The organism is Polynucleobacter sp. MWH-UH35A, from assembly GCF_018687075.1.
Lineage (GTDB): Bacteria > Pseudomonadota > Gammaproteobacteria > Burkholderiales > Burkholderiaceae > Polynucleobacter.
In genome coordinates this window covers 367,393-393,139 of record NZ_CP061285.1, presented here as the reverse complement: position 1 = coordinate 393,139, position 25,747 = coordinate 367,393, and the positions used below count along the sequence as shown (strand labels likewise).

Here is a 25,747-nt window from a genome sequence, read left to right as displayed (position 1 = left end):
TAACGCTTTTTCTCTAGACCGCCATTTATCCCACAAGGATATTTGGCGGTTTGGCAGAAACCCCGTTTCACAGCCATAATTGAGAACATGGTTGATAAAGCAATCCCAAAGGTAATCCCTATTCGCATCGATGAAGGCAGAGGTCTTGCGCCTTCCATTGGTGCGCAGCTTGTCACCCCTCATGGACATACGAAAGATACCCGTGGGCGTACCTTAAGAGATCTGCGTATATCAGTTACTGATCGTTGCAACTTTCGCTGTACTTATTGCATGCCTAAGGAAGTATTCGATCAACACTATCCTTATCTTGCCCATAAAGAGTTATTAAGTTTTGAGGAAATCAATCGCCTCACTTCTATCTTCACTGCTTTGGGCGTTGAAAAAATTAGGCTAACGGGTGGTGAGCCACTACTTCGCAAGAACCTAGAAGTGCTCATTGAGATGCTGGCAAAAATCCAAACACCTGACGGCAAGCCCCTAGATCTGACTCTCACTACCAACGGCAGCATTTTGCGCAAGAAAGCGGCGGCATTAAAAACTGCTGGTCTGCAAAGATTAACCGTCAGCCTTGATGGCTTAGATGATGCGATCTTCAAAAAAATGAATGATGTTGATTTTCCTGTTGCCGATGTGCTTGATGGAATTGCCGCTGCACAAGAGGCTGGCTTTAAGAACATCAAAGTCAATATGGTGGTCAAAAAAGGTACCAACGATCATGAGATTGTTGCGATGGCCAAGCACTTCAAGGGTAGCGGTGTGATTTTGCGCTTTATTGAGTTTATGGATGTTGGGAGTTCTAATGGCTGGAATATGGAACAGGTACTTCCATCCAAAGAAGTGATTGCAAGAATTCATGAAGTATTTCCATTGGAAGCCATTGAGGCGAACTATTCTGGTGAGGTTGCGCAACGCTGGCGCTATGTTGATGGTTCAGGTGAGATTGGCGTCATTTCTAGTGTCACTCAAACCTTCTGTCATGAATGCACTAGAGCACGCATCTCGACTGACGGACAAATGTATCTCTGCCTCTTTGCTAACGAAGGCTTTGATTTCAAAACCTTGCTGCGCTCAGGTAAATCCGATCTAGAAATTGCCAATGCCATCATGAATACATGGGCAGCTCGGGATGACCACTATTCCGAAATCAGAGGCTCCAATACGGCGAATTTATCTTCAGGCAACCGCAAGGTTGAAATGTCCTATATCGGCGGCTAATGATTTCCAATAAAGACATCACTGGATTAATACTTGCTGGCGGCCGTGCACAACGCATGGGCGGCATTGATAAAGGATTAATTCCATTTCATGGAAAGCCGCTGATTGAGTCGGCTGTTGCAAAGCTAAAGCCCCAGGTACAAACCATGGTGATTAATGCCAATCGTAATATTACAAAGTACGCAAGCTATGGGTACCCAGTAATCATGGATGAAACACCCGATTTTTCAGGGCCACTAGCTGGATTCTCCGTTGGCTTGAAGGCATGCAAGACGCCTTACATGCTGACCTCGCCCTGTGACTCACCCTTGCTGCCCAATAATCTTGCTGAACTTTTAAGCGCAGAGATGGAGCGAGGGGATTTTCAATTGGTTTATGCCTCAAGTAAAGAAGCGGATGGTAAAGTTTGGGCGCAGCCCGTATTTTGTTTAATGCGCGCGAACTTACAAGACTCTCTAGCCAATTTTTTACTTAAGGGCGATCTCAAAATTGATCGTTGGTTTAAAGAGTTGCGTAGTAGCACAGTCATTTTTGATGATCCACAAGTATTTGCCAACGTCAATACTCCTGAAGAACTTAAAGCATTAGAAGAAGTGTCTGCATGAGTCACTCCCCAAATCAGCCAATACTTTTGACTTCATCACTACATGTTGATCATGCTCGCAAAGCCATTGCAGCATTAGTAGACGATCTCATTCAAGAGTCCAGAGCCATTAATGATCCGGCTGATATTGAAACTGTTGCTCTAGACAAAGCAATTGATCGCATCTTGGCAGTAGATCTACTCTCCCCAATCGATGTTCCAGCTGCTGATAACTCGGCGATGGATGGCTTTGCATTTGATGGTCAATGTCTAGACACCAATAGTGCAGTCGTTTCTTTAAGCATTGTTGGCACAGCCTATGCCGGCAGACCTTATGAAGGCAGCATTGGCCCCGGTGAATGCCTCAAAATCATGACCGGCGCAGTCATGCCGGCTGGTTGCGATACTGTAATTCCTCAAGAATTCACCACTGCAATAAATGAGCTCACCATTCAGTTTCGGCAAGATCAATTAAAGGCCGGGGAGAACCGCCGCCTGCGTGGCGAAGATCTTCAAAAAGGTAAACCTGCAATTGAAGCTGGCCGTTTATTGCGCCCATCGGATTTTGGTTTAGCTGCCTCACTCGGTATTGCATCCTTACCAGTAAAGCGCAAACTCAAAGTAGCCATTCTGTCTTCTGGTGACGAGTTACGCCCTTTAGATCAAATATTGGATCCTGGCAGCATCTATGACAGCAATCGCTATAGTCTGACAGGCCTACTCAATCGCCTAAATTTAGAGATCATTGATTGCGGCATTGTGCGCGATGATCCCACCTCTTTAAAGCAAGCTTTCATTGATGCAGCAAGCCGAGCTGATGTATTAATCTCCTCTGGTGGCGTGTCTGTTGGTGAAGCAGACTTCACAAAACAGATCATGCAAGAGTTGGGTGATGTTGGATTTTGGAAGATCGCGATGCGTCCAGGTCGTCCAATGGCCTTTGGAGTCCTCAAACCTATCGCTGGGAAGTCTCCCGCTCGCAAAACACTTTTCTTTGGCTTGCCCGGAAATCCAGTAGCGGTCATGGTGACCTTTTATCAATTTGTTCGCTCAGCCCTTCTACAACTCAACGGCGCCAATCAAACCGAACCGCCACTGGTGCAGGCGATTGCTGAAGCCCCTATCCGCAAAAAGCCAGGGCGCACAGAGTTTCAGCGCGCCATCCTGAGGCGTAGCTCTGATGGGAAGCCTTCTGTAAGGCTGACGGGCAGTCAAGGTGCAGGAATTCTGCGCTCGATGAGTGAGGCTAATTGCTTCGTCATCTTAGGTCATGAACAGGGAAATATTGCCGCCGGAGACTGGGTAGATATAGCGCTTTTTGATGGACTGCTTTAAGATTGCGTCATCATGAAACTCACCAAAAAAGAACTTGTCTTTCTCGACCCAATGCATACCGCCAAAACTTTGGTTTTGGTGTACCTCTGTTTCTCCGTTCCAATCGTTTTGTTGGCACTATTTGTAGCCTTCATTCGTGACGGCGCCATACCTGGATTCACCGTACTATCGGCGCTCATTCTGAATGCCCTACTCGGCTTTGGATTGTTGTGGATTGCGTGCAAGGTCTACAACTGGGTTGCAGGCAAGTTCGGCGGTATTGAATTAGCCATGCGCGAACTTCCAGAAGAAATTGATGCTGAATAAATAACCTGTATTCAGAGCTCTGCCACAGACAATAATGCCGAGTACACACTCGGCATTATTTTTATACTGCTTTGTTAATTTAACTAGCTCTTATAGACTTCTGGATTAATCAAGCTAGGTGGTTTTTTCCCATCGACTGCAGCGCGTAAATTGTCTATCGCTAAATCAACCATGGCTCTTCGTGTTTTTTCAGTTGCACTGGCAATGTGCGGAGCCAATACTACATTGCTCAACTTGAGCAATTCAGGATGCACTTTAGGCTCACCCTCAAACACATCTAAACCAGCTGCAAAGATTTTCTTTTCCTTGAGTGCTTGAGCTAGCGCAGCGTCATCCACAATCCCGCCACGGGCAAGATTTATCAGGGTTGCAGTCGGTTTCATCAGGGCAATTTCTTTTGCACCGATGGTGTGATGACTCTCGGCGCTATAAGGCAAGACCAACACCACATGATCAGCAGTGCGTAGCAATTCTTCTTTAGAGACATACTTTGCCCCGCACGCTTTTTCATCAGCATCAGATAGATGACTGCGATTGTGATAAATCACATTCATTCCGAAACCTAAGGCACGCTTTGCAATGCCCTGACCAATACGCCCCATACCAATGATGCCAACTGTGCTGTGATGCAAATCCATCCCTAGCGGATTATTCACAATCGACCACTTATCCCATTGGCCTGCGCGTACCCAATGCTCAGATTCAGTAATGCGTCTTGCAGTTGCCATGAGTAATGCAAAACCAAAGTCCGCAGTCGTGTCGGTTAATACATCAGGGGTGTTAGTTGCCATCACTCCAGCAGCGGTTATCGCCGGAATATCGAAATTGTTATAGCCCACAGAAATATTGGCCACCACTTTTAAGTCTTTGGCATGCGCCAGAGCATGCGCATCAATTCTTTCGCTACCCGCAACCAATGCCCCCACAACCCCAGAGAGTTCTTTTTGCAACTCTTCGGCGCTAAAAATCCGATCCTCTTGATTGGATCGAACGTCAAAGGATTCCTCCAGTTTGGCTAAAGCCTCTGGAAAAATGGCTCTTGCCACCAAAATTCGAGGTTTTTGCGGATTAACTGCACTATTGGACTGTGTATTCATAGGGGGAACTTTACAACAAGTAAATTAGTCCTTTTGCCTGAAAAATAGGCTATTTCGGCTAAAATTGAGGTTTTACAACTTAGCACCCAGCTTTTGGGGCTCTTGAAACAAAACTGCCATGACTTACGTTGTTACCGAAGCTTGTATCCGTTGCAAATACACCGACTGTGTTGATGTTTGCCCAGTTGACTGCTTTCGCGAAGGCCCCAATTTTTTAGTAATTGATCCAGACGAGTGCATTGACTGTGCGGTTTGCGTTCCAGAGTGCCCTGTAAATGCCATTTATGCTGAAGACGACGTACCTGGTGATCAACAAGCATTCATCAAACTGAATGCCGAACTCTCCCCTTCTTGGACTTCGATTACCAAATCCAAAACAGCCCTTCCTGATGCTGAAGAATGGAAAGACGTTAAAAATAAACTTGATCAGCTAGTAAAGTAATTTCTAGCATAAGCAATTCGTGTCACATTCACCCATAGAAACCGATGCCGTCATCATTGGCGCCGGTCCTGTGGGTCTCTTTCAGGTATTTGAATTAGGCCTACTAGAAATTAAAGCCCACGTCATTGACTCACTTCCAGAGGTTGGCGGTCAATGCATTGAGCTTTATCCAGATAAGCCTATCTACGATATTCCTGCGATTCCAGTTTGCACTGGTCGTGAACTTACCAATAATTTACTCAAACAAATTAAACCCTTCAATGCCCAGTTTCATCTGGGACAAGAGGTTAACAAGCTTGAATCCCAATCTGATGGACGCTTTCTTATTCGCACATCACAAGACAATCATTTCCTTAGCAAAACCGTCTTTATTGCTGGTGGCGTAGGCGCCTTTCAGCCAAGAACCATGAACCTTGAAGGCATTGATGCCTTTGAAGGCAGGCAACTTTTCTATCACATTAAAAATCCTGAAAAATTTGCAGACAAACGAGTTGTCATTTGCGGTGGCGGTGATGCCGCTCTAGATTGGGCAATCTACTTTGCAGATATTGCAGCGAGTGTCACTTTGATTCACCGTCGCGATGAATTTAAGGCTGCACCAAAATCGATTGCAAGAATGCGCGAACTTTGTAGCGGCAATCATATACAACTATTGATTGGACAAGTGACTGCATATGCAGTGAGAGATGATCTGCTTTCTGAAATCACTTTCACCAATATTGATGGTGAAGAAAAACAGATTCCACTCGATGATCTTTTGGTGTTCTATGGACTCTCCCCAAAGCTAGGCCCGATTGCGGAATGGGGGCTAAATATCGATCGCAAGCAAATTTGCGTTGATACAGAGAAATTTCAAACCAGCACCCCCGGAATTTATGCGGTTGGTGATATCAATATCTACCCCGGCAAGAAAAAGCTAATTCTGTCAGGATTTCATGAGGCCGCCTTGGCTGCCTTTGCAGCCGCAGCGTATCTGAACCCAGAAAAACAGATTCAGCTGCAATACACAACCACCTCCCCCAAGCTTCACCAGGCTCTCGGGGTGAAGTCGCCCACATTCGAGTAAGCTATCCCTAATTCGTTAATACACCACCATTTTTAGCCCATACATATATGCGTCAATATCACGATCTCATGAAAGAAGTTCTCGCCAAAGGCGTTCAAAAGTCTGACAGGACTGGAACTGGCACGGTTTCCGTATTTGGGCACCAAATGCGCTTCAACTTGGCCGACGGCTTTCCGATGGTGACCACTAAAAAGCTACACCTTAAGTCCATCATTTATGAATTGCTTTGGTTCCTCAAGGGCAGCACCAATAATAATTGGCTCAAAGAGCGCGGTGTATCCATTTGGAATGAATGGGCTGCACCCGACGGCGAATTAGGCCCCATCTATGGCTATCAGTGGCGCTCATGGCCCGCACCTAACGGTCAGCACATTGATCAAATATCTGAAGTGGTTGAAACCATCAAGAAGAATCCAGATTCACGTCGCATTATTGTTTCTGCCTGGAATGTAGCAGATATTCCCCGTATGGCTTTAGCGCCTTGCCATGCCTTCTTTCAGTTTTATGTCGCAGATGGTAAGTTGTCATGCCAACTCTATCAGCGCAGTGCTGACATATTCTTGGGTGTACCTTTTAATATCGCCAGCTATGCCTTACTGACGCATATGATGGCGCAACAATGCAATCTAGAGGTTGGTGATTTTATTTGGACTGGTGGTGATTGCCATTTATATAGCAATCATTTAGAGCAAGTAGAGCTGCAGCTATCACGTGACTTTTTCCCGCTACCAAAGCTCAATATTTTGCGTAAACCTGATTCCATATTCGATTACGAGTTTGAAGACTTCGAAATCGTTGGCTATGAATCCCATCCCCACATTAAAGCTCCTGTAGCCATCTAAAAACTTACTTATGACTCAACCTGCTATTTCTATGATTGTTGCGCGCTCACGCAATCACGTCATTGGTCGCGATAATCAAATGCCGTGGAAGATCTCAGCCGATTTGCAGTTCTTCAAACGTGTCACTATGGGCTTTCCCGTCATTATGGGTCGCAAGACCTGGGAATCGATTGGACGCCCCCTACCAGGTCGTCGCAATATTATCGTCAGCCGTAATCAAGACTATCAGGCTACTGGTGGTGAATTAGCAAGCTCTCTCGACGAAGCATTAAATCGCTTGAGTGAGTTTCCACGTGTTTTTGTCATTGGTGGTGAACAACTATTTAAACAAGCTTTTGACAAAGCAGACCGTCTCTACATTACAGAAATTGATCTGGATATTGAGGGTGGCGATACTTTCTTTGAGGTACCGAATGAATCCGCCTGGAAAGAGGTGGAACGAACACCAGGATCCGAGGGTGATATTAGCTTTAGCTTTATTACTCTAGAACGACAATAAATAAGGACTCCTCGGAGTCCTTATTTATTTCAAGTAAAAATATACTTTTTACTGAACTACAATCTTGGAATCTTTTGCAATCTGACTTAAAAACTCAAACTGCTTTCTTTGAGTCATGCCTGCACGGATAGCTTGCTTAGCTTGCTCAAATGAAGGCGGCTTACTCGATTTTTTGTCTTCTAACTTCATAAGGTACCAGCCTTGTTGCATCTGAATCGGTGCTGTAACCTGACCCTTAGAAAGTGCAGTTAACGCGGGGGCTAATTGAGGACCCAACTGCCCAGCCTGAACCCATCCTACAGCTCCACCTTGAACCTTGTTTGGGGCCAAAGAAACACTTTTAGCAACTTTATCAAAGGGCTCGCCTTTTTTAATGCGCACTAACGCAGCCTGTGCATCCGCCTCAGTAGCAACAGCAATATCACTCACCTTATATTCGGTAATCATCCCTTGAGAACCCAAAGATGCAATCTCTTTGTTGTATTCAGCTTGAACGTCTGCATCGGTAATGGGATTTTTTGCCATATAGGTAGATAGCTCTAGATCAGCCAAATAGTTCTGACGAATCATGGCCAACTGCGTGTTGGCTTTTTCAGAATTGGCTAAACCATCTTTCTCAGCCTGCTGTGAAAGTAATAGCACTTCAATGTACTTTTCAATCACTATCTTACGCAATTCTGGAGAATCTTTTTGTCCTTGGGATATCGCAGCCTTTATACCTTGCTCAACCATGTCATTAGTAATAATGACTCCGTTAACAGAGGCGGCTGCATTAATTGGTAAACCACTTTGTTGCGCAGAAGCTCCACTTATCAGTGCACCAGTCAATAGACCTGCAGCGATCAAGCGAATGACCAAGGGATTCAATACAGAGCGAAAAGGTTTCATAAGGAGGATGTCTTTCTAAAATTTAGCCTCCATAGTACCAGCAGGCATAAGGTCCAGCCCAATATGGCGCAGTAAAATAAAACCATGTGTGTTCAATATCTCACAACAATCAATACGAATTGGGTCAAAACCTACTTTGATCTTGATTTACCTCAATCCAATGCTCACGATGTCTTTCCGACATACCCAGACCCTATTATTCTTAAAAGTCACAATACCGAGCGCACAGCAATTGGCTTGGCTCACTTTGGTTTAGTGCCGTCCTGGGCGAAGGAAGAAAATTTTGGCAGAAAGACTTACAACGCCAGAGCAGAAACGGTTGCAGAGAAACCCTCCAATAAGCATGCCTGGACAAAACGACATTACGCCTTAGCGCTAGCAGATGCTTTTTATGAGCCCTGCTATGCATCCGGTAAGGCAGTGCGTACCATCATTAAGCAGACCAACCAAGAGCCGATGGCAATCGCTTCAATTTGGGATACGTGGACCGAGCCTGAAACTGGTGAACTGATTGTCTCTTTTTCCATGCTGACGATTGAGGCGGGCAATCATCCGGTAATGAACCGCATGCACAAACCTGATGAAGAAAAACGTACTGTAGTTCCCTTGCGCCCTGAGCTCTTTGACGCATGGTTAAATGCCACACCAGAAGAGGCGCGCACTTTACTGCAGTTGGACTCTATTCCAGAGTTAACGATCGAGTAATACCCAGTTAGATAATTGCCTAGAAAGTCATGATGGGCTTAGTCACTTGATAAGGATCGACGGACTGAGTTTCAATCGCCTCTGCCTCTTCTTCGCCCTCTGGTTGGCTATACAATTTTAAATCCGCTGCGCGCTCTTTAGCAATACGCAAATCTTCCGCTCTTGGATCCACTGGGCCAAACGGGCCTTCTACCGGAGAAAGACTCTGACGATTAAATTCCTGAATCTGTTGAGGGGTATACGGAGAGAATGTTGTGGAGCCGGGAGGTTTGATAGGCGCTTGACTACAAGCTGAAATAGCAATGAATAGTAGGAAAGAAGTTAATCGCAAGGCACATGTACTCATAGCATCGATTGTAGGGCAGTACGTAATACCACTTCTTTTTATATTTATTACAATGCTTGAATGCATTTTTTCCGAATCGTCGCGCTCTCTATCTTGCTGTTACCCGCAATAGCCTCTGCCATTGATTTACAGCCAAATGATATTGCCGCACCGGTACCAGGTAAGAGCCATGTCATGATCAGCTACCTCAATACAGAGAATGGCACTTTCTATAGAAATGGCTCAGTAGTATCAACAAAGCCATTCGGCAGCCCTGACATTGGCACCCAAAGCGCCATTGCGCGCATTAGTACAAGTTACGCAGTACAAGACCTGCCAGCCATTTCTTACATTCAAATACCGTATGGGACGATTAAGCCCGAAGGTTCACTAGCCTCTTATGCTGCCAGTACCGGTATTGGCGACCTCACTTTTGCCACTGCGATTTGGCCTTACGCCGATAGAGAGAAAAAGAAATACTTTGGTGTTGCAGCCTATTTATCGGCACCAACAGGTGCCTATAACAGTCAGCAAGCATTTAATATCGGCGAGAATCGCTACAAATCTGACATTCAGATGGGCTATCAGCAACCTATTATTGAAAATCTAGACGGCATGATCGCAGTCGACACTATGTGGTTTGGCGGCAATAGTCAATGTGCGGCAGCGTGCTTTTCATCTACCAATACCTCTCTCAATCAGAAGCCACTCACTACCACGCAGTTGGGTCCCATCTATAAAATTAATCAGACTTACACGTTAGGCGCCTCTTATTTTTATGTTGCCGGCGGTGCGACTACGATTGGCAATACCTATCAAAATAATGTTGTGAATACTCAACGCTTTTTATTGAGTGCTTTAGCGTATTACCCATTTGGCAGAATTAGTCTCCAATACGGACGGGATATGGAAATCAAAAACGGTTTTGTTGAATCACGCCGTTTAGCCTTGCGTTTTACTACTGAATTTTAGGCTTCTCTGCCTCTAGCTTCGCCGTCTTTGAAGAACATTTTTCACAAACGGCAGTCGACAAGCAAGTAGTAGCAGAATCACCGCTGCATAGATCGAAACCGTATCCAAATCATTCTTGCCAGCTTTATGCCACCAATAATGAACGATTGCAGTACAGGCAATGAGGTAAACAAACTTATGCAATAGAGCCCAACGTCTCCCAAGTAGGCGGACTGCCCACTGATTTGAGGTGGCTGCCAATGGAGCAAGCAGTACCAATGTCAAGAATCCCATCGTAATAAAGGGTCGTTTCATCACATCACCCCACATCGATTGAAGATTTAAATTCTGGTCCAACCAAAACCAGATTGAAAAGTGAATGCAGGCATAGAAGAAACAAAACAGACCCAACATGCGACGCAGCCTAATCCAGGCCGCCAAACCCGTTATCAAACGCAATGGCGTCATCACCAGAGTCAAGCAAAGAAAAACGAGTGCCCAGGTACCGGTGGAGCGGGTGATAAATTCAATCGGATTAGCCCCCAAACCGTCATCACTGCCCAGCCATACCAAGCGTGCCAGAGGCATCAGAGATAGGAGAAAGACGGCCGTCTTAATAAGCTTCATAAGGCATATTAAACCTCCTTACTCTATGGGAAGTTAAGAACTTCCCCGGTAATTAATACAGAAACCCTATCTGCTACAGCAGGGCCTACTGTCTAAATCGTCGCCCCACCCTAGGGCCTCCAAAGCAGCGGACATTTTGAGCTCTACGTCAATATTTTGCATCTTGCAAAACCCTATCGAATTGGACCGTAATTTGCTATCCTGAGGCCTCAATTAAGGATAAATATGACCCAAGAAAACCAAACCCAAAACGATGAAGATTTTGACTATGGGTGCGAGTGTGCAATGACTCTACTCAACGAGCCAACTGAGGATCGTTTGAACGACTTAATTGATGAGCTTGACGAAGATGGAATGATTTCCACCGAAGTGGTCTATGGCCTGTTAGCCACTATTCTTATGAGCATGAATGAGGATGAACACGAAGGTGAAGAGCACTAATCTCTGCGCTGTACTTGGGCAGCAAAGGCATCCATCGCCTTTGCTAGCTGAATATCCAATGCAGTTAAAGTACCGGCCGAGTGGGTTGTTAACTGCACCATCACTTTATTCCAAGAGTTTGACCAATCAGGATGGTGGTCAATTTCTTCTGCATATTGAGCGCAAAGCGTCATAAATTCAAATGCTTGCTTGAAGTTTGCAAAAATAAATTCTCGTGCAATCGACTTTCCATTAGGACTTAGAGACCATTTTGGAACTTCAAGCTCTAAATTCAATTCGCCAAGCACAGGGTTAGACTCCGTTAAGCTGCAATACTTTGCGAGAGCTGTTTTAAATCATCCGCATACAACCAGCGCCATTCGCCCTCAGCTAAATCAGCTGGCATTTTGTATGCCCCAATTTCAGTACGATGTAGTTTAGCGACATGATTGCCTACGGCAGCCATCATGCGCTTTACCTGATGATAGCGCCCCTCAACAATTGTCATTGCTAATACATGATCAGAAATTTGATTGCATGCCGTAGCAAAGCAAGGCTTAGGATCATCATCAAGCACAACACCATTCATGAGGTGATCCATTTGTTTTTGTGTAATCGGTTCAGGCGTAGTGATTTCATATACCTTGCCGATATTTTTCTTAGGGGTCGTCATTTTATGAATAAACTGACCATCGTCCGAAATTAAAAGCAATCCTGTAGTGTCATAGTCCAAGCGACCCACACATTGCAGCCCTCTTTCTACAAAAGGACTGGGCAACAAACTATAAACACTGGGGTGATGTGTTGTTTTGTGCGAACACTCATAGTTGGCCGGCTTATTAAAAGCAAGATAGGCTTTCTCGTGATACTCCCAGTCCTGACCCTCAACATTCAAGATCAAATTTTCGGTAGGGATTCGCTCTTCGGGATCTTCGGCTAATTCGCCGTTAACCTTAACCAACTCGGCATAGACCAAATCACTGCAATAGCGGCGGGTGCCAAAGCCTTGGCTAAAGAGAATTTTTTCCAGGGAAATCGGTTTTGCCATATGCTGCAGAGGATACTACAGAGAAGGCTGCTATCGGATCAATCGTCTTTCCCTGCATTTCATTATTATTGGTGAATCGTTATTTATAAACACCATCACCATGCTCTCTAGCCCACAAGCACGCTCTCTTCTTCACACTCGCGAAATTACTTTCCAGGGCTATGCGAGGGAGGATGGATTATGGGATATCGAAGGACATCTCAAAGACTTTAAAACAAATCCTTTTCAGACTAGCGCAAAAACCTGGCAGCCTGGCGAAGCCTTTCATGATATGTGGCTGCGAGTCACACTTGATCAAGAGTTTGTCATCCAAGATATTGAAGCGGTAATGGATGGGCAACCTCATGCAGAATGTACTGCTGCCATTCCGCCGATGGATGCATTGATTGGAGAGCGCTTAGGTAAAGGATGGCGCAAAACGATTGATAAGCACCTAGGCGGTATTAAAGGGTGCACTCATCTGCGAGAACTGCTGGTAAGTCTTGCAACTGCTGCTTATCAATCCATTCCAGGAGCATTTTTTGATCCCAATGGAGATAAGCCGCCACTCTACTTGGGCACCTGTAAGTCCTGGGATTTTGATGGTCCGGTAGTAATGCGCGTATATCCCCAGTTTTATCAGTGGAATAAACCTAAGACTTAAAACTCGCCGCGATGTACGTTAAATGCATTAAAGGCTTGCTGAACCGGCATAACCTCCAGGACGTTGATATTAATATGGCTTGGCAAGGTAGCTGACCAATAAATAGTCTCAGCAACATCGTCAGCACTCAAAGCCTGAACACCAGTGTAGACTTTCTGCGCCTTGTCATCATCACCTTTAAAGCGAACATTTGAAAACTCCGTGCCAGCGCACATTCCTGGCTCAATGCAGGTTACTCGCACAGGAGTGCCAATAAGATCAGCGCGCAAATTTAAACTAAATTGCTTCACAAATGCTTTGGTTCCGCCGTAAACATTCCCACCTGGATAAGGATAGTTTGCAGCAACCGAACCTAAATTAATTACATGTCCACACTTGCGCTCAACCATGCCAGGCAAGAATGCGCGACTCATATGCACTAGCCCTTTGATATTGGTATCGATCATTTGATCCCAGTCACTCAAAAATGCTTTGTGAGCAGGCTCCAAACCTAGGGCAAGACCGGCATTATTTACCAGAACGGTCACTTTTGAAAATTCGGCTGGTAAGGCTGTCGCCAGAGCATCGACTTGAGCACTGTCGCAAACATCTACCACCATGGTGAAGAGTTTTTTCTGCTGTTCGGCAGGCAAAGAGCTTTTTAAAGCCGCTAAACGCTCAGCCCTTCTACCAACAGCCACAACCCGATGACCATTAGCCAAAAAACGGCGGGCAGTAGCCTCTCCAAATCCAGCAGTTGCGCCAGTAACCAATACAGTGTGCTCCATACTTCCTCTTCAAATCTTCAATAAAAAGTGTTTTGTAATTTAATATTAATGCCTATATGGTATTCCTGCGTGCGCTGGCCTTTTATTTGTTGTGCATTTCCTCTGCTTCAGTGAGCGCCACAGAGGAGGCTAATGTCACGCCTATTTTAGGCCTCATTAATGCCTCTCAAGAAAGATCTCAGTCTCATACACTTGAATTTTGGGCCTACCATGAATACGATGGCTCACAAATTAATGCCGATACACTCAAACTCCGGTATTACAACCCTCTAAATCTGGGTGATTGGCATGGCACAGTCAGATTAGATACGGCATATTCAGCCGTCTATGGACCCCAGCTGCCCGCTCAATCGACTGGCACTTTTTCACCCAGCTACGCAATGCTCACAATTTGGGGTGGTCAAGCTGGTTGGCTTGGTAATTTAGGTGCCCGACTTACCGCTCCACTTGGCAATGCAGGTCAATGGCTAGCTGGCCCTCAAGTGAGCACCTCTTTTAAACCAGCAGATAGCAAACACACTCTGCTGGCAGATATATCTCCCTTAGCACGTTACATGTTCGGCTTTAGTCCAAAAGCACCTGCCGGCTTTAGTGCGCCCCCTCTAGCAAGTCGACTTGAGCTCTACCCAACAGTAGGACTCAATTTAAGCCCCAGTACGCAGATTCGTTTCTGGGATGAGAACGGCGCTGTCTATAACGCAGCCAGCGGGGGTTGGTTTGTGCCAATCGACGCCATGGTGACCCAAAGCATTAATAAAAACCTATTAATTGCAATTGGTGGCGCCAAACAGATTGTGCAAACGTATCCACTGTACAACTGGACTGTTTACGGAAAAATATCGCTCACTTTTTAATAAAATTGCAGGGCATACTTTAAGCAATATCAATCAAAGTATCGCCCTCTAATTTTGCAGCGCCAGATTTTACTAAGGCCTTAGGCAGCCACTGCGTAAATTCATCTATAGTCATATTGAGTAACTTTGCTGCACTCAGGAGTGCGGGTGTAGTAGAGATCCACTCATTAACCTGCTTTATGTCACGACTGCGCCATTCCAACAAACGGTACTTCAGCAAAACTTTAGCGCCGTGGCGGGCATTGCGATCTGGATCAGATGCCAAGTAATCCAGTCTTGAACGCGCTGTTGCCAGTGACTTTGTAACATCAACAAATGGTGCACCATGCCCAGGAATCACCAGATCCACAGGCAGAGTCTCAATCAGGTCCAAAGTTTGCGCCACTTCCTCAAAGCCGGCCTCGCCCCAGAGCTCGGGGAAGATGACGCCAAAACCCTCTTCCCATAAAGCATCCGCAGAAATCAATATGCGATGATCTGCCTGATAGAGCATGACTGAGTGCGGGTCATGCCCCGGCGCAGCCAATATCTGCCAATGGTATCTACCTAGTAATATCTCCTGACCTGGAACCAAGACGTCATGATGCGCAAACCGCGGACACTCTTGTCCCAAGTTGTCGTAGCTCAATAACGCGCTATCCCAGCTTTGAACTGCAATCTCTTCAGCTGCAGGAATAAATACATTGCAATCAAATTCTTTAATTAAGGCGGCATTGCCACCACAGTGATCTGAATGCAGATGGGTATTCACTAGCTTATTTAAAGTTGATAAGCCATGCTTTTGCAGAGCGTTGCGCACCAAATCTTGAGTGAGATTTTGATGTGCCCAGTACCCAGAGTCCACTAAAGCAGCATCAGACTCACCAAAGTGAAAAATATTATTAGCGGAGAGCCAGCCTCTTTCAAATACTTCAATTCCTGGTGGCAATAAGTGCGCTGTCATGCTTTAGTCAATTAAATGCGTTACTTTGCTTTGTTATTGAGCGGTGAGCTCCAACTTACGCACATCAAACTGTTGTGCTTGTATGCGTTGCAGAGTGTCTTCATATACTTTTTTATTCAGCTGAGGAGTTCTAGACAAAATCCAAAGATACTCACGGCGCGGATCACTAATCACCGCTACTTGATACTGAGGATCTAAATCAATCACCCAATAATCACCCCATACCATAGGGATAAAAGATAGCCAGGCTGGAGCAAAGCGCACCTCTAGCTTTGGAGATTCCTTGGGTCCGATCTGTCGAGCCGTTCCCTCGGCCTCTGAAACTTCTCCGTCAACTGTTTTACAGCTATTTAAGACTTTTAACGTTCCATCAGCCCTAGCTGAATAAACCGCCTTAGTATTGCTGACGCATTTCTTCTGAAACCAGTTCGGAAATTTGGCAATCTCATACCAAGTGCCCAAGTAACGCTGTACATCAAGCGATGGAATTGTCTTTACTGCCACATCACTTCCCTGCCCCTGAGCAGAAAAGCTAAATATTAAAATAGAGGCACTAATAAATACCGCATAAATTTTCTTCATCACTAATAGTACTTCTTCAGATCCATGCCCGTATACATGCTGGCCACTTGCTCACCATAGCCATTAAACATTTGGGTTTTAATCTTAGGCGCAAACATTCCTTTAGGGTCACCAATGCGACGCTCAACAGCCTGACTCCAGCGCGGGTGATCTACTTGAGGATTCACATTGGAATAAAAGCCATACTCCCTAGCATCAAATTGATTCCAACTAGTCTTGGGCATTTCTTCGGTGAAGCGGATTTTGACAATCGACTTAGCACTCTTGAAGCCATACTTCCAGGGCACCACTATGCGAACGGGGGCGCCATTCTGCTTCGGCAGCACTTCGCCATACAAACCAAAGGTTAACAGCGTCAATGGATTCATAGCCTCATCCATGCGCAAACCCTCTCGATAGGGCCAATCAATGATGTTGCTTTTGACTCCCGGCATTTGCTTGCGATCCGCTAGAGAAATAAATTCAACATATTTTGCTGCTGCCAATGGCTCCACTTTGTTGATTAACTTGGAGAGAGAATATCCATTCCAAGGAATCACCATCGACCAACCTTCAACACAACGCATCCGATAGATGCGCTCTTCCATTGGAGCCAATTTCAGGAGCGCATCAATATCCAATGTCATGGGTTTTTTAACAAGACCCTCGATAGAGATAGTCCATGGACGGGTTTGCAAGCTATCAGCATGCGCTGCTGGATCCGCTTTATCTGTGCCAAATTCGTAAAAGTTGTTGTAGCTTGTAATGTACTTGTACGGAGTAAGCCCGTCCTTGTCTGCAAAAGCAGGATTAAGCGCGGCGGCGAGCTTTTCTGGAGGAGCGGCAAGCGCCTCCCTTGAGAACCAAGGAGCCAAAGCCAAGCCAAAGCCCCCTGCGGCTGCAGTTTTTATGAGGTTTCGGCGATTTTCAAATACTTCTTTTGGAGTAATGTCACTCGCAAGAATAGTCTTGTCGATAAAGCGCATTTCGTAATCCTCGGCGATGGAATTAACCTATTTTGCTACCGATGGAAAATTCTTGCTTAAGACTGACTCGCGCGCATTTTATTCATTAAGGCCAAGCTGTGCTTATCCATACCACCAACCATGTCAGCAAGTGCGGGATAGTCTCTGACCAAAGATTCGCCACCGTAAAAGCGCAGCAGCCAATCTGAATAACTTTTCTCTGATATTTCTTTGATTTCTAATAATTCAATGCGGTGGTGACGCTTATCGTCCTGAATGCGCTTCCATGCTTTCATCACGCTAGCGCGCTCACCCTCAATGATTTGCCCAAACTGCTGGTTGTCATACAAAAGAATGCCGGAGATACCATTCTTTTGATTAAACGCACGGGCTGACTCCAGCAATCGCATTAAGCCAAGAAAAGACATATCTGAGACCGCCTCGCTCAGATAACTCAATTCCACTAGGTCTTTTGTCTTTGGCATCACTCAGAAATTGCAGATGAGGGTTGATCAATAAAAAAGGCAAACCCGAAAGTTTGCCTTTAAATATTAATACTATTTTTAAAAAAAATGTACTTAGCGCTTCTACTTATTATTTTCTTGCCGCCTTTAGGGTCGCATTGAAAGTAGCGCTAGGACGCATTACAGCCTTGCACTTTTCTGGGTCAGCTACAAAGTAACCGCCAATATCTGCTGGTTTACCTTGCACCGCCTTGAGCTCATCCGCAATTTTCTGCTCATTCTCAATCAAGGATTTTGCCAAAGGCGCAAAGTAGGCTTGCAATTCCTTATCTTCGGTTTGAGCAGCCAATGCCTCAGCCCAGTACATTGCCAAGTAGAACTGGCTACCGCGGTTATCCAACTCACCCGTACGCGGTGAAGGCGACTTATTGTTATCCAGTAACTTACCAGTGGCCTCATCCAATGTACGCGCCAAGATTTTGACTTTATTGTTGCCTGTCTTATCGCCGATATCCTCAAGAGATACTGCTAAAGCCAAGAATTCACCGAGTGAATCCCAACGCAAATGGTTTTCTTCTACCAACTGCTGAACGTGCTTCGGAGCTGAACCACCTGCACCCGTTTCGAAGAGGCCACCACCTGCCATCAAAGGCACGATAGACAACATCTTCGCACTTGTGCCCAATTCCATGATTGGGAATAAGTCGGTGAGGTAGTCGCGCAAAATATTACCGGTTACAGAGATGGTGTCCTTGCCACGAATCACGCGCTCTAAGGTGTAACGCATTGCACGAGTCTGGGACATGATTTGAATATCAACGCCTGTGAGGTCATAGTCCTTCAGGTAAGTATTTACCTTCTTGATCAATTCGGCTTCGTGTGGGCGGTACTCATCGAGCCAGAATACAGCTGGGGTATTTGAAAGACGCGCACGGTTCACGGCCAACTTGACCCAGTCACGAATTGGCGCATCTTTACATTGGCACATACGCCAAATATCACCCTCTTCAACATTCTGCTCAAGCAATACCGTGCCGTCATCAGCAACGATACGTGCTACACCAGCTTCTGGAATCTCAAAAGTCTTGTCGTGTGAACCATATTCTTCAGCTTGTTGAGCCATTAAGCCTACGTTAGGAACCGTACCCATGGTTTTTGGATCAAAGTTACCGTGCGTCTTACAGAAATTAATCATCTCTTGATAGATACGCGCAAAGGTACTTTCTGGGATTACCGCCTTAGTGTCATGCAAGCGACCGTCCGCACCCCACATCTTGCCACCAACACGAATCATGGCAGGCATAGAAGCATCCACAATCACATCACTTGGTGAATGGAGGTTGGTAATACCCTTAGCGGAATCCACCATCGCTAAGGCAGGACGATGCTCATGGCAAGCGTGCAAGTCTTGGATAATTTCTTCGCGCTTAGACTCTGGCAAAGTTTTAATCTTTTCGTACAGACTGCTCATACCGTTATTGGCATTTACACCCAACTCTTCAAATAGCTTGGCATGCTTCTCGAAAGCATCTTTGTAGAAAATCTTTACAGCGTGACCAAATACGATTGGATGTGAAACCTTCATCATGGTGGCCTTCACATGCAAGGACAACATCATGCCAGTCTTGTAAGCATCTTCGATTTCTTTCTCGTAGAACTCACACAGGGCTTTTTTGCTCATGTACATGCTGTCGATGATTTCGCCAGCTAATAATGAAACTTTTGGCTTGAGGACAATAGTCTTGCCACTCTTCGTTACCAAGTCCATCTTCACATCGCAAGCCTTAGTCATAGTCATTGACTTCTCGCTAGAGTAGAAGTCGCCGCCATGCATATGAGATACGTGGGTACGCGAAGCTTGGCTCCACTCACCCATGGAATGTGGGTTTTTACGCGCATAGCGCTTTACAGCGGGTGGCGCACGGCGATCTGAGTTACCTTCGCGTAAAACTGGGTTAACTGAACTACCCAAGCATTTGGAATAGCGAGCACGGATCGCTTTTTCTTCATCCGTTTTTGGATCTTCAGGAAAATTAGGGATCTTGTAGCCTTTAGATTGCAACTCTTTAATAGCTGCGAGCAACTGAGGAACAGAGGCACTAATGTTTGGCAACTTAATGATGTTTGTATCAGGCAACAAAGTCATCTTGCCGAGCGCTGCTAAGTTATCAGGAACTTGTTGTTCAGGAGTAAGGCAATCAGAAAACTCAGCCAAGATACGAGCGGCAACAGAAATGTCGCTCTTCACAATCTCTACGCCAGCAGGTGCCGTAAAAGTACGAATAATTGGCAGAAATGCGCAAGTCGCCAAAAGTGGCGCTTCATCTGTCAGCGTGTAAATAATCTTTGATTTCTCTGAAGCCATGAATGTTTCCTCAATATTGAAAAAATTACAGAGTCAGGTTTTTACCCTGTCACCCTCAAATCCACATTTCGCAAGTCGCTTTTAGCGGACCTTTTGCCAATGAGGCGAGTCCTTCATTTTAAATCATCGGACTTGGCAAAAATGGCGGTTTTGCACTTGAAAGCACCTGATAACAGCCAATTTAAGGGAATCCACCAAGGCAACCGACGTAGCAAATTCGCCGTAAACTGCATGCTATGACCAGCAAACATCCCTTACTAAATAAGAATCTGGTGCTGCTGATCATTTGTCAGGGCCTATTCCTCACCAATAACGTCACTTTTATTGCAATTAATGGACTTGTAGGCCTCAGCTTGGCGCCGGCAAGCTGGATGGCTACCCTACCTGTCATGGGATACGTTGTTGGGGGTGCCTTTTCTACCTCCATCGTGGCCAAATCCCAGAACTATTTTGGGCGCAAGATCTCCTTTCAGCTAGGCTTATTGGTCGCCATGTTGTCCGCCCTGTTGTGCGCCTATGCCGCCATCAGCAAGAACTTTTGGCTTTTGGTCATGGGCACCTTTATTGCTGGCTATTACAGCGCCAACGGCCAGCTTTATCGCTTTGCTGCTGCTGAGCTTACCGAGACCAGTCAACGTGATAAGGCTGTCTCTTGGGTTTTAGCTGGGGGCATCCTTGGTGCGGTCGTTGGTCCCAATCTCGCATCCTGGACTAGAGACCTGTTTGACACCGCATTTCTTGGCGCCTATCTGACTCTATCCATCGCTGGATTCATTGGTATCCTTGTTATGCAGTTCATTCACTTCCCCCAAGAATTGAAAACCCAACATGCGCTAACCGATGGGCGCCCTTTAAGTGTGATCCTGCGTCAACCAGTTTTCATGGTCGCCGTCATTGGCGCAGCCTTAGGTTACGGCGTTATGAATCTACTCATGGCTGCCACCCCTTTGGCTATGCAAATCTGTGGACTGCCGTTTTCTGATACCGCTTTAGTTTTGGAATGGCATGTCATTGGCATGTTTGCTCCTGGCTTTTTTACAGGCTCACTCATTCAAAGATTTGGGGTCTTAAAAATTATGGGCACTGGCGTTCTGCTGAACTTTGTCTGCATTTCCATTGCACTCAGCGGAACGGATCTTCATCAATTCTTTATCGCATTATTTTTACTGGGTGTCGGCTGGAACTTTTTATTTACTGGTGCTACCTCTTTGGCCATGACTGCCTATCAACCGAATGAACGGGATAAAGCACAAGCCGCTATTAATTTCTTTGTCTTTGGAACAATGGCCTTCACTTCCTTTGGTTCGGGTGCCCTAATCACCTCTCATGGTTGGAGCATTCTGAATTGGGGATCGCTCACCCCAGTGATTGTTACTGGCTTAGCCATCTTATGGCTAGCTCAGCAACGCAAAAAGTCGCCAGGGCCGGCTTAAGAAGTCTTTGCCAGAGGCAAGTTAAATAGTAGGTTTTGGGGCTTTAACTTCAACTGCTGTTGATCGTTCATGGCAATAGCCATATACACCGGCTTACCAGCCTGACTCTGGGTTACTGCTGTCTCATCAATAAAGTCCAAGCGAAATAAACAAATCACTTTCTGCAACTCGTCAGCTTCCACCAGCTCTTTGTTGTACAGCTTGTTCAGTATATCTGTGGCAGCAGCATCTAAACCAACATGCCATGACCATTTAGGATCCGTAATTTGCTGCATCGGCGTAATGCGCACAGCAATACCTAAAAAGTGCTTAAGCCATTTTTCTAAAACACGACAAAAATGATTAATAGGCTCGTGCCCAAAATTGAGTTGAACCGCAAAATCAAAATCTTCATTTCGCAACCAATACTCATCAGCATTATCTTCATGAATGACATCTAGATCCGCCGAACGCATACTCATGGATTTACCTTTGAGCAAATCCATAATGTTGCCCGTTTCGCCTGCCTGCGCATTGCGAGCCACCACCTCTTCATCCGCCCCCATCACAATGCCATCTTCAATCACGGTGATTTTCTGAGTTCTAAAAAAGAGCTCACCCATCCGCGCTTCCAATGGATTTGCTTGGTCGCCCAGAATATGCCTGATAAAAATTTGAGCTAGCAATGAAATAAATAAAGGTGGAACGTCAACGCCCTCGCCTTTAAATAAACCCATATAAAAGCCCTCTAGGGAGCTGGCTGAAAGTAGACGCGCTCGATAACGCAACCAAATGCGATAGTTTTCTTGGATATCTACATCAGCCATTGCAGCGATTTCAGCCTCAGATACTTCAACACGCGGGTTATCAGTCAAGCGCTGATGCAAAGCACGCTCATTCGGGCAAGATTCGGGGACTAGCGCAAGCTCGGGCCTTGCCATATAAGTACGCAAAAAATCATCCGTCACCAATAACTGATGATCGGGACTGACTGCTAGAGTGCTGTAGGCTGAATTTGCCCAATAATTTGTCATACGTTTTTAGTTAAAGTTGGCTTGCTGTCAATTTACAGGGCTCAGAATATACTAGCCCATCAATTTGTGTGAAATAGGAAAACATCATGAGTGAACTCAAAAAAATCGATACCGTTGTTGGCAATGGCCAAGAAGCCACCAAAGGCAATCATGTGGATGTACATTACACCGGCTGGTTGTATGACGAAAATGCAGCTGATCACAAAGGCCAAAAGTTTGATAGCTCACTTGATCGTGGACAACTCTTTAGCTTCCCATTGGGCGCCGGTCATGTCATCAAAGGTTGGGATGGAGGTGTTGCTGGTATGAAAATCGGCGGTAAGCGCACCCTCATCATTCCATCTGAAATGGGCTACGGCGCACGCGGAGCTGGCGGTGTAATTCCTCCAAACGCGACACTCGTGTTTGACGTGGAATTGCACGGCGTAAACTAATAACACTAGAAACGCTAGATAGGCAGTAAAGCAAAAGCCACCCGAGGGTGGCTTTTTATATTCTGCGCACAGTTAATGCGGATAAAACGTTGCTTAAGAACGCAAATCTTTACCATTCAAGGTCAAACGGTTAGATGAGCGATTTTGACATAAGCCGATGAGACGATTTCTTTCTGCCATTACTTTGTCAGCATAACCACCATCATCCTCAGCATTTGCAGCGCCAACGTAATACTTCAAACCATTGCGTAATGAGCCTGCAGTAGCGATGAGGTATTTAAGAATATAAGCGCCAACACGGATATTTACTTCAGGCTTGGCAGCCTCAGAAGTGCCGCCAAAGATGGCGTACTTATCCTTATGCACTGAAGTCATCACTTGCATTAAACCTTCGGCACCAGCATGACTCTTGGTGTTTGGATTGAAGTTGGACTCTACTGAAATTACTGCCAATAAAAGCACTGGGTCAATATTGACTTCTTTAGCAATCAAAATCGTATTCGAAACATACTCCTCAATCTTGGCACGATCTAGGCTGTATTTCTTTTCAAAGAAGTCCGCTACTGCACGTTGATTCTGTAGCGAGCCCATTAAATTGCTATCCAAGGCCTGGGGATCAATCTTCGAACTTGGGATGCGATCCGACAAATGTGAAATCGATTTCACCTGCATTTGCGCTACGGAAGGCATGAGCAAAGCTACAGTCTGCTGCTTAGCGCTTGCTAGACCAGTGGTAACAGGTGCTTTAGATTTGTTATAGATCACCGCAGCGATCTCAGTATCAGCTACTTGTGGCGCTGACACTTCATTGGAATCTTTATATTGGTTGAGCATGCCAAATCCATTGCTCCAAACCATATGGCGCGCTTCGTCTGGAACCAGAATACGAGCTAAGTCAAAAGCACCAGCATTGGTGCCATTACCCGAGAGCCAAAGACCAACCACCATAAAAACAGTAACGACGAGTAGGCCATTAATGACTCGATAGACCGGAGCCATGGCATGCGCTAGCAGCTCTTTAGCAGTCAACAGTGTTGGCTGGACTGTCTGCATATCGCTCAAATTGTTAGATAAACATTTACTCATTCATTGTTTGCGAGGCCTCGAAAAACGGTGTTGCTGTTTTATGTTGCATCGCAATAATTAAAAACCATGGGTCATCCTAAGAAGTTTCTTATATCAAGTCAAGAATAAAGAATATAAAATTGATAACTTATTGATCTAGAAATACGGGAGATCCCGTAGAGAGTCACCAATAATCAGATATAAATCAATTAAATCAATTACTTATAGATGTTAGGAGGCACTAATTTCACTCTATAAAAAAATGGTTTTAATAGGACTTTTTTGCAATGTTGTCCAAAAATTTAAGCTCAAAAACCATACATCTAGTGCTTTGCACTCCCATATTTTCTAGGGGTAGTAGCAAGCAAAGTGTTATTGCGTAGCACTATTTATTTGGCTCTGTAGACCGAGAAATGGATTCTCTCGCACAGAAAATGATTAGGGAACCCCTGATTCTTATTCGCCCTGGAGCTAGTCCTGATTAAAAAACGGGAGCATTCGAGGGAGAGCCAATACACTTAGATTCCATGAAATTCCTTCGCAATCTTCTTGCCCGTTTATTTGCCCTTTTGGCAATTTCAGCATCATTGGCATCATTAAATGCGCTGGCAGCTTTTGATGACTGCAAAGATCTTTTTCCAGCCCAGCAAATTCCCACTAGCAACCAGGTTGGACGAGACCTTTGCTTTGATGGCTTTGCCATCTATTACTCCCCTCAGGATAAAAAGCCTATCTATGTAGTTGAGAAACTGCACAAAGAGCAGCTTTCGATGCCGCACCCACGAAGAACTAATCAGTTTTATGAAGAGGCCAGATTGCCATTCGCAGAGCGTTCGCTCTTAGCGGATTACCGCGGAAGTGGCTATGACCGTGGACACAATGCCCCAGCCGGGGATATGAGCAATGAACGCTCCATGGCGCAATCATTCTCCTTAGCAAATATGATGCCTCAGGCAAGACAAAACAATCAGGGTATCTGGGCTAAAAATGTTGAGGAGCCAACTCGGGCTTACGTCAAGAGAGCTGCCGGTGATATTTATGTTTTCACGGGCTCAGTTGGAAATAGCGGCAGTATCGGCAGAGGTCGCGTAACGATCCCAAGCTATCTTTATAAATTGGTATACGATCCCAGCAAAAATACTGCTTGGGCCTTCTGGATTGAAAACACCAATGAAGCAATTATGAGTCCACCAATAACTTATCCAGAATTGGTGGAAAAAACGGGGATTGACTTTCATTTACCAGTCAATAGCAATACGAATCAACAGCCTCTTATAGCAACAGATCACTTAAAAACAAAGGTTCGGAAGCCGTTGGGTGGATGGTACCCCGTATTTTTTGATGAATACTCATCTAGCAAACTCAATGGCGTCATTGATAACATCCAGGCAGGTAAGATTGAGAGCATTCAGATCCAATATGACCGCAATACCAATTTGGCAAAACAGATTGCCAAACAGATTGAGTCACAAACCAAGCTACAAGTTAGTCTTCTACAAAGCAGCCCACCAGATTCTGCAACGGTGACTTACGAACACAATCGCGTCACCCTTATTGTCCGTTCAAAGTAATTTAGATTTAGCCTGCAAACCATGTGCCCGCTGTATGGGTGCCAGCAGCCCGCGCAACCCATTGTGATCAAGGGTATGCATCAACTCCAGTAACTGACCAAGCTCGCCCTTCGGAAAACCTTCGCGTGCAAACCACGCCAAATAGTTCCCCGGCAAATCCGCCAAAGCACGCCCAGCATATTTACCAAAAGGCATTTTCATTAAAACCAGCTTTTCTAAGGACTCTGCATTCATTTGCAGAAATCTTACAAGCAAACCAAGAAATGCTTCTAGATTTCGCCCTTTTTGAGTCGATGGTTAATTCTTTACTTGAGAATCAT

31 protein-coding genes are annotated in these 25,747 nt (G+C 45.4%); 16 read left to right on the top strand and 15 right to left on the bottom strand.

Features of this window, described 5'->3' with window-relative positions; all coding sequences use genetic code 11:
* Positions 1-87 precede the first annotated feature (87 nt).
* From moaA to ICV36_RS02135, 4 genes are read left to right on the top strand one after another with little or no spacing between them, the layout of a single operon-like run.
* Positions 88-1,215 carry a GTP 3',8-cyclase MoaA gene (gene moaA / locus ICV36_RS02150; protein WP_215400914.1) on the top strand — a complete coding sequence of 376 codons (1,128 nt, stop codon included), beginning with the start codon at positions 88-90 and terminating at the stop codon, positions 1,213-1,215.
* Positions 1,215-1,820: a molybdenum cofactor guanylyltransferase MobA gene (mobA, locus tag ICV36_RS02145; protein ID WP_215400913.1), complete on the top strand. Its 606-nt coding sequence runs from the start codon at positions 1,215-1,217 to the stop codon at positions 1,818-1,820. The genes moaA and mobA overlap by 1 nt, the downstream gene beginning before the upstream one ends.
* The gene (gene glp, locus ICV36_RS02140) at positions 1,817-3,133 is read left to right on the top strand and encodes a gephyrin-like molybdotransferase Glp (protein ID WP_215400912.1); all 1,317 of its coding nucleotides are present in this window, start codon (positions 1,817-1,819) and stop codon (positions 3,131-3,133) included. The genes mobA and glp overlap by 4 nt, the downstream gene beginning before the upstream one ends.
* Positions 3,134-3,145: 12 nt before the next feature.
* Positions 3,146-3,439: a hypothetical protein gene (locus tag ICV36_RS02135; protein WP_215400911.1), complete on the top strand. Its 294-nt coding sequence runs from the start codon at positions 3,146-3,148 to the stop codon at positions 3,437-3,439.
* An 83-nt stretch (positions 3,440-3,522) separates the two neighbouring features.
* Here ICV36_RS02135 and ICV36_RS02130 read toward each other — a convergent pair whose 3' ends face one another.
* Entirely contained in the window at positions 3,523-4,536 is a 1,014-nt protein-coding gene (locus ICV36_RS02130; protein ID WP_215400910.1) for a D-glycerate dehydrogenase, read from the bottom strand.
* A gap of 118 nt (positions 4,537-4,654) precedes the next feature.
* On the opposite strand from ICV36_RS02130, the gene fdxA reads away from it, so the two are divergent.
* The 4 genes from fdxA to ICV36_RS02110 are packed head-to-tail and all read left to right on the top strand — an operon-like array spanning position 4,655 to position 7,385.
* Positions 4,655-4,978, top strand: coding sequence for a ferredoxin FdxA (fdxA, locus tag ICV36_RS02125; protein ID WP_215400909.1), 324 nt, complete (start codon positions 4,655-4,657; stop codon positions 4,976-4,978).
* A 19-nt stretch (positions 4,979-4,997) separates the two neighbouring features.
* A complete protein-coding gene (locus ICV36_RS02120; protein ID WP_215400908.1) occupies positions 4,998-6,044 on the top strand; it encodes an NAD(P)/FAD-dependent oxidoreductase in 1,047 nt (348 codons plus the stop codon).
* A gap of 47 nt (positions 6,045-6,091) precedes the next feature.
* Positions 6,092-6,886, top strand: a complete 795-nt coding sequence (locus ICV36_RS02115; RefSeq protein ID WP_215400907.1) for a thymidylate synthase — start codon at positions 6,092-6,094, stop codon at positions 6,884-6,886.
* A 10-nt stretch (positions 6,887-6,896) separates the two neighbouring features.
* Positions 6,897-7,385, top strand: a complete 489-nt coding sequence (locus tag ICV36_RS02110; protein WP_215400906.1) for a dihydrofolate reductase — start codon at positions 6,897-6,899, stop codon at positions 7,383-7,385.
* Between the two features lie 48 nt (positions 7,386-7,433).
* Here the strand turns inward: ICV36_RS02110 and ICV36_RS02105 are convergent, their stop codons facing one another.
* The gene (locus ICV36_RS02105) at positions 7,434-8,273 is read right to left on the bottom strand and encodes a peptidylprolyl isomerase (protein ID WP_215400905.1); all 840 of its coding nucleotides are present in this window, start codon (positions 8,271-8,273) and stop codon (positions 7,434-7,436) included.
* An 84-nt stretch (positions 8,274-8,357) separates the two neighbouring features.
* Between ICV36_RS02105 and ICV36_RS02100 the strand changes: the two genes are divergently transcribed.
* Positions 8,358-8,978, top strand: coding sequence for an SOS response-associated peptidase (locus ICV36_RS02100; protein ID WP_215400904.1), 621 nt, complete (start codon positions 8,358-8,360; stop codon positions 8,976-8,978).
* Positions 8,979-8,997: 19 nt separating this feature from the next.
* On the opposite strand, the gene ICV36_RS02095 is transcribed toward ICV36_RS02100, so the two are convergent.
* Positions 8,998-9,324 carry a hypothetical protein gene (locus tag ICV36_RS02095; RefSeq protein WP_251375051.1) on the bottom strand — a complete coding sequence of 109 codons (327 nt, stop codon included), beginning with the start codon at positions 9,322-9,324 and terminating at the stop codon, positions 8,998-9,000.
* Between the two features lie 60 nt (positions 9,325-9,384).
* On the opposite strand from ICV36_RS02095, the gene ICV36_RS02090 reads away from it, so the two are divergent.
* On the top strand, positions 9,385-10,275 hold the full coding sequence (locus ICV36_RS02090) for a transporter (protein ID WP_215400903.1): 891 nt from the start codon (positions 9,385-9,387) through the stop codon (positions 10,273-10,275).
* A 12-nt stretch (positions 10,276-10,287) separates the two neighbouring features.
* Here ICV36_RS02090 and msrQ read toward each other — a convergent pair whose 3' ends face one another.
* Positions 10,288-10,881, bottom strand: a complete 594-nt coding sequence (msrQ, locus tag ICV36_RS02085; RefSeq protein ID WP_215400902.1) for a protein-methionine-sulfoxide reductase heme-binding subunit MsrQ — start codon at positions 10,879-10,881, stop codon at positions 10,288-10,290.
* 225 nt (positions 10,882-11,106) lie between these two features.
* Between msrQ and ICV36_RS02080 the strand changes: the two genes are divergently transcribed.
* Complete coding sequence (locus ICV36_RS02080; RefSeq protein WP_215400901.1) at positions 11,107-11,322, top strand: hypothetical protein; 216 nt, start codon at positions 11,107-11,109, stop codon at positions 11,320-11,322.
* Here the strand turns inward: ICV36_RS02080 and ICV36_RS02075 are convergent.
* On the bottom strand, positions 11,319-11,609 hold the full coding sequence (locus tag ICV36_RS02075) for a 4a-hydroxytetrahydrobiopterin dehydratase (RefSeq protein ID WP_215400900.1): 291 nt from the start codon (positions 11,607-11,609) through the stop codon (positions 11,319-11,321). The genes ICV36_RS02080 and ICV36_RS02075 overlap by 4 nt on opposite strands.
* A 14-nt stretch (positions 11,610-11,623) precedes the next feature.
* Positions 11,624-12,349, bottom strand: a complete 726-nt coding sequence (locus tag ICV36_RS02070) for a pseudouridine synthase (protein WP_215400899.1) — start codon at positions 12,347-12,349, stop codon at positions 11,624-11,626.
* Positions 12,350-12,449: 100 nt separating this feature from the next.
* On the opposite strand from ICV36_RS02070, the gene ICV36_RS02065 reads away from it, so the two are divergent.
* The gene (locus tag ICV36_RS02065; protein ID WP_215400898.1) at positions 12,450-12,992 is read left to right on the top strand and encodes a DUF2889 domain-containing protein; all 543 of its coding nucleotides are present in this window, start codon (positions 12,450-12,452) and stop codon (positions 12,990-12,992) included.
* On the opposite strand, the gene ICV36_RS02060 is transcribed toward ICV36_RS02065, so the two are convergent.
* Positions 12,989-13,759, bottom strand: a complete 771-nt coding sequence (locus tag ICV36_RS02060) for an SDR family oxidoreductase (protein WP_215400897.1) — start codon at positions 13,757-13,759, stop codon at positions 12,989-12,991. The genes ICV36_RS02065 and ICV36_RS02060 overlap by 4 nt on opposite strands.
* A gap of 56 nt (positions 13,760-13,815) precedes the next feature.
* Here ICV36_RS02060 and ICV36_RS02055 point away from each other — a divergent pair, with 56 nt between their 5' ends.
* Positions 13,816-14,613 carry a hypothetical protein gene (locus tag ICV36_RS02055; RefSeq protein ID WP_251375050.1) on the top strand — a complete coding sequence of 266 codons (798 nt, stop codon included), beginning with the start codon at positions 13,816-13,818 and terminating at the stop codon, positions 14,611-14,613.
* Positions 14,614-14,632: 19 nt separating this feature from the next.
* On the opposite strand, the gene ICV36_RS02050 is transcribed toward ICV36_RS02055, so the two are convergent.
* The 5 genes from ICV36_RS02050 to ICV36_RS02030 all read right to left on the bottom strand — a co-directional run bounded on the left by ICV36_RS02050 (position 14,633) and on the right by ICV36_RS02030 (position 19,911).
* Positions 14,633-15,556, bottom strand: a complete 924-nt coding sequence (locus tag ICV36_RS02050; RefSeq protein WP_215400896.1) for an MBL fold metallo-hydrolase — start codon at positions 15,554-15,556, stop codon at positions 14,633-14,635.
* 33 nt (positions 15,557-15,589) lie between these two features.
* Positions 15,590-16,138 carry a lipocalin family protein gene (locus tag ICV36_RS02045; protein WP_215401522.1) on the bottom strand — a complete coding sequence of 183 codons (549 nt, stop codon included), beginning with the start codon at positions 16,136-16,138 and terminating at the stop codon, positions 15,590-15,592.
* A 2-nt stretch (positions 16,139-16,140) separates the two neighbouring features.
* Complete coding sequence (gene msrP / locus ICV36_RS02040; protein ID WP_215400895.1) at positions 16,141-17,103, bottom strand: protein-methionine-sulfoxide reductase catalytic subunit MsrP; 963 nt, start codon at positions 17,101-17,103, stop codon at positions 16,141-16,143.
* A 56-nt stretch (positions 17,104-17,159) separates the two neighbouring features.
* Positions 17,160-17,567, bottom strand: coding sequence for a BLUF domain-containing protein (locus ICV36_RS02035; protein ID WP_215400894.1), 408 nt, complete (start codon positions 17,565-17,567; stop codon positions 17,160-17,162).
* Positions 17,568-17,676: 109 nt separating this feature from the next.
* Positions 17,677-19,911: an NADP-dependent isocitrate dehydrogenase gene (locus tag ICV36_RS02030; RefSeq protein WP_215400893.1), complete on the bottom strand. Its 2,235-nt coding sequence runs from the start codon at positions 19,909-19,911 to the stop codon at positions 17,677-17,679.
* Positions 19,912-20,147: 236 nt separating this feature from the next.
* On the opposite strand from ICV36_RS02030, the gene ICV36_RS02025 reads away from it, so the two are divergent.
* Positions 20,148-21,344 carry an MFS transporter gene (locus ICV36_RS02025; protein ID WP_215400892.1) on the top strand — a complete coding sequence of 399 codons (1,197 nt, stop codon included), beginning with the start codon at positions 20,148-20,150 and terminating at the stop codon, positions 21,342-21,344.
* Here the strand turns inward: ICV36_RS02025 and ICV36_RS02020 are convergent.
* Complete coding sequence (locus ICV36_RS02020; RefSeq protein ID WP_215400891.1) at positions 21,341-22,357, bottom strand: DUF6352 family protein; 1,017 nt, start codon at positions 22,355-22,357, stop codon at positions 21,341-21,343. The two genes, ICV36_RS02025 and ICV36_RS02020, sit on opposite strands and share 4 nt — an antisense overlap.
* Before the next feature lie 86 nt (positions 22,358-22,443).
* On the opposite strand from ICV36_RS02020, the gene ICV36_RS02015 reads away from it, so the two are divergent.
* On the top strand, positions 22,444-22,791 hold the full coding sequence (locus ICV36_RS02015) for an FKBP-type peptidyl-prolyl cis-trans isomerase (protein ID WP_215400890.1): 348 nt from the start codon (positions 22,444-22,446) through the stop codon (positions 22,789-22,791).
* A 93-nt stretch (positions 22,792-22,884) separates the two neighbouring features.
* Here the strand turns inward: ICV36_RS02015 and ICV36_RS02010 are convergent, their stop codons facing one another.
* Positions 22,885-23,844 carry a transglycosylase SLT domain-containing protein gene (locus ICV36_RS02010; protein WP_251375046.1) on the bottom strand — a complete coding sequence of 320 codons (960 nt, stop codon included), beginning with the start codon at positions 23,842-23,844 and terminating at the stop codon, positions 22,885-22,887.
* 539 nt (positions 23,845-24,383) lie between these two features.
* Between ICV36_RS02010 and ICV36_RS02005 the strand changes: the two genes are divergently transcribed.
* Positions 24,384-25,427 carry a DNA/RNA non-specific endonuclease gene (locus tag ICV36_RS02005; protein WP_215400888.1) on the top strand — a complete coding sequence of 348 codons (1,044 nt, stop codon included), beginning with the start codon at positions 24,384-24,386 and terminating at the stop codon, positions 25,425-25,427.
* Here the strand turns inward: ICV36_RS02005 and ICV36_RS02000 are convergent.
* Complete coding sequence (locus ICV36_RS02000; RefSeq protein WP_215400887.1) at positions 25,419-25,661, bottom strand: DUF3820 family protein; 243 nt, start codon at positions 25,659-25,661, stop codon at positions 25,419-25,421. The genes ICV36_RS02005 and ICV36_RS02000 overlap by 9 nt on opposite strands.
* Positions 25,662-25,747: the final 86 nt, after the last annotated feature.

Excerpts from the sequence above, each read along its gene's own strand:
- msrQ (WP_215400902.1), bottom strand. The coding sequence starts at position 10,881 with ATGAAGCTTATTAAGACGGCCGTCTTTCTCCTATCTCTGATGCCTCTG.
- ICV36_RS02020 (WP_215400891.1), bottom strand. The coding sequence starts at position 22,357 with ATGACAAATTATTGGGCAAATTCAGCCTACAGCACTCTAGCAGTCAGT.
- ICV36_RS02080 (WP_215400901.1), top strand. The coding sequence starts at position 11,107 with ATGACCCAAGAAAACCAAACCCAAAACGATGAAGATTTTGACTATGGG.
- msrP (WP_215400895.1), bottom strand. The coding sequence starts at position 17,103 with ATGCGCTTTATCGACAAGACTATTCTTGCGAGTGACATTACTCCAAAA.
- fdxA (WP_215400909.1), top strand. The coding sequence starts at position 4,655 with ATGACTTACGTTGTTACCGAAGCTTGTATCCGTTGCAAATACACCGAC.
- ICV36_RS02090 (WP_215400903.1), top strand. The coding sequence starts at position 9,385 with ATGCATTTTTTCCGAATCGTCGCGCTCTCTATCTTGCTGTTACCCGCA.
- ICV36_RS02035 (WP_215400894.1), bottom strand. The coding sequence starts at position 17,567 with ATGCCAAAGACAAAAGACCTAGTGGAATTGAGTTATCTGAGCGAGGCG.
- ICV36_RS02000 (WP_215400887.1), bottom strand. The coding sequence starts at position 25,661 with ATGAATGCAGAGTCCTTAGAAAAGCTGGTTTTAATGAAAATGCCTTTT.
- ICV36_RS02130 (WP_215400910.1), bottom strand. The coding sequence starts at position 4,536 with ATGAATACACAGTCCAATAGTGCAGTTAATCCGCAAAAACCTCGAATT.
- ICV36_RS02010 (WP_251375046.1), bottom strand. The coding sequence starts at position 23,844 with ATGCAGACAGTCCAGCCAACACTGTTGACTGCTAAAGAGCTGCTAGCG.
- ICV36_RS02015 (WP_215400890.1), top strand. The coding sequence starts at position 22,444 with ATGAGTGAACTCAAAAAAATCGATACCGTTGTTGGCAATGGCCAAGAA.
- ICV36_RS02025 (WP_215400892.1), top strand. The coding sequence starts at position 20,148 with ATGACCAGCAAACATCCCTTACTAAATAAGAATCTGGTGCTGCTGATC.
- moaA (WP_215400914.1), top strand. The coding sequence starts at position 88 with ATGGTTGATAAAGCAATCCCAAAGGTAATCCCTATTCGCATCGATGAA.
- glp (WP_215400912.1), top strand. The coding sequence starts at position 1,817 with ATGAGTCACTCCCCAAATCAGCCAATACTTTTGACTTCATCACTACAT.
- ICV36_RS02050 (WP_215400896.1), bottom strand. The coding sequence starts at position 15,556 with ATGACAGCGCACTTATTGCCACCAGGAATTGAAGTATTTGAAAGAGGC.
- ICV36_RS02105 (WP_215400905.1), bottom strand. The coding sequence starts at position 8,273 with ATGAAACCTTTTCGCTCTGTATTGAATCCCTTGGTCATTCGCTTGATC.
- ICV36_RS02055 (WP_251375050.1), top strand. The coding sequence starts at position 13,816 with ATGGTATTCCTGCGTGCGCTGGCCTTTTATTTGTTGTGCATTTCCTCT.
- ICV36_RS02100 (WP_215400904.1), top strand. The coding sequence starts at position 8,358 with ATGTGTGTTCAATATCTCACAACAATCAATACGAATTGGGTCAAAACC.
- ICV36_RS02070 (WP_215400899.1), bottom strand. The coding sequence starts at position 12,349 with ATGGCAAAACCGATTTCCCTGGAAAAAATTCTCTTTAGCCAAGGCTTT.
- ICV36_RS02110 (WP_215400906.1), top strand. The coding sequence starts at position 6,897 with ATGACTCAACCTGCTATTTCTATGATTGTTGCGCGCTCACGCAATCAC.
- ICV36_RS02060 (WP_215400897.1), bottom strand. The coding sequence starts at position 13,759 with ATGGAGCACACTGTATTGGTTACTGGCGCAACTGCTGGATTTGGAGAG.
- ICV36_RS02115 (WP_215400907.1), top strand. The coding sequence starts at position 6,092 with ATGCGTCAATATCACGATCTCATGAAAGAAGTTCTCGCCAAAGGCGTT.
- ICV36_RS02030 (WP_215400893.1), bottom strand. The coding sequence starts at position 19,911 with ATGGCTTCAGAGAAATCAAAGATTATTTACACGCTGACAGATGAAGCG.
- ICV36_RS02135 (WP_215400911.1), top strand. The coding sequence starts at position 3,146 with ATGAAACTCACCAAAAAAGAACTTGTCTTTCTCGACCCAATGCATACC.
- ICV36_RS02005 (WP_215400888.1), top strand. The coding sequence starts at position 24,384 with ATGAAATTCCTTCGCAATCTTCTTGCCCGTTTATTTGCCCTTTTGGCA.
- ICV36_RS02045 (WP_215401522.1), bottom strand. The coding sequence starts at position 16,138 with ATGAAGAAAATTTATGCGGTATTTATTAGTGCCTCTATTTTAATATTT.
- ICV36_RS02065 (WP_215400898.1), top strand. The coding sequence starts at position 12,450 with ATGCTCTCTAGCCCACAAGCACGCTCTCTTCTTCACACTCGCGAAATT.
- ICV36_RS02095 (WP_251375051.1), bottom strand. The coding sequence starts at position 9,324 with ATGAGTACATGTGCCTTGCGATTAACTTCTTTCCTACTATTCATTGCT.
- mobA (WP_215400913.1), top strand. The coding sequence starts at position 1,215 with ATGATTTCCAATAAAGACATCACTGGATTAATACTTGCTGGCGGCCGT.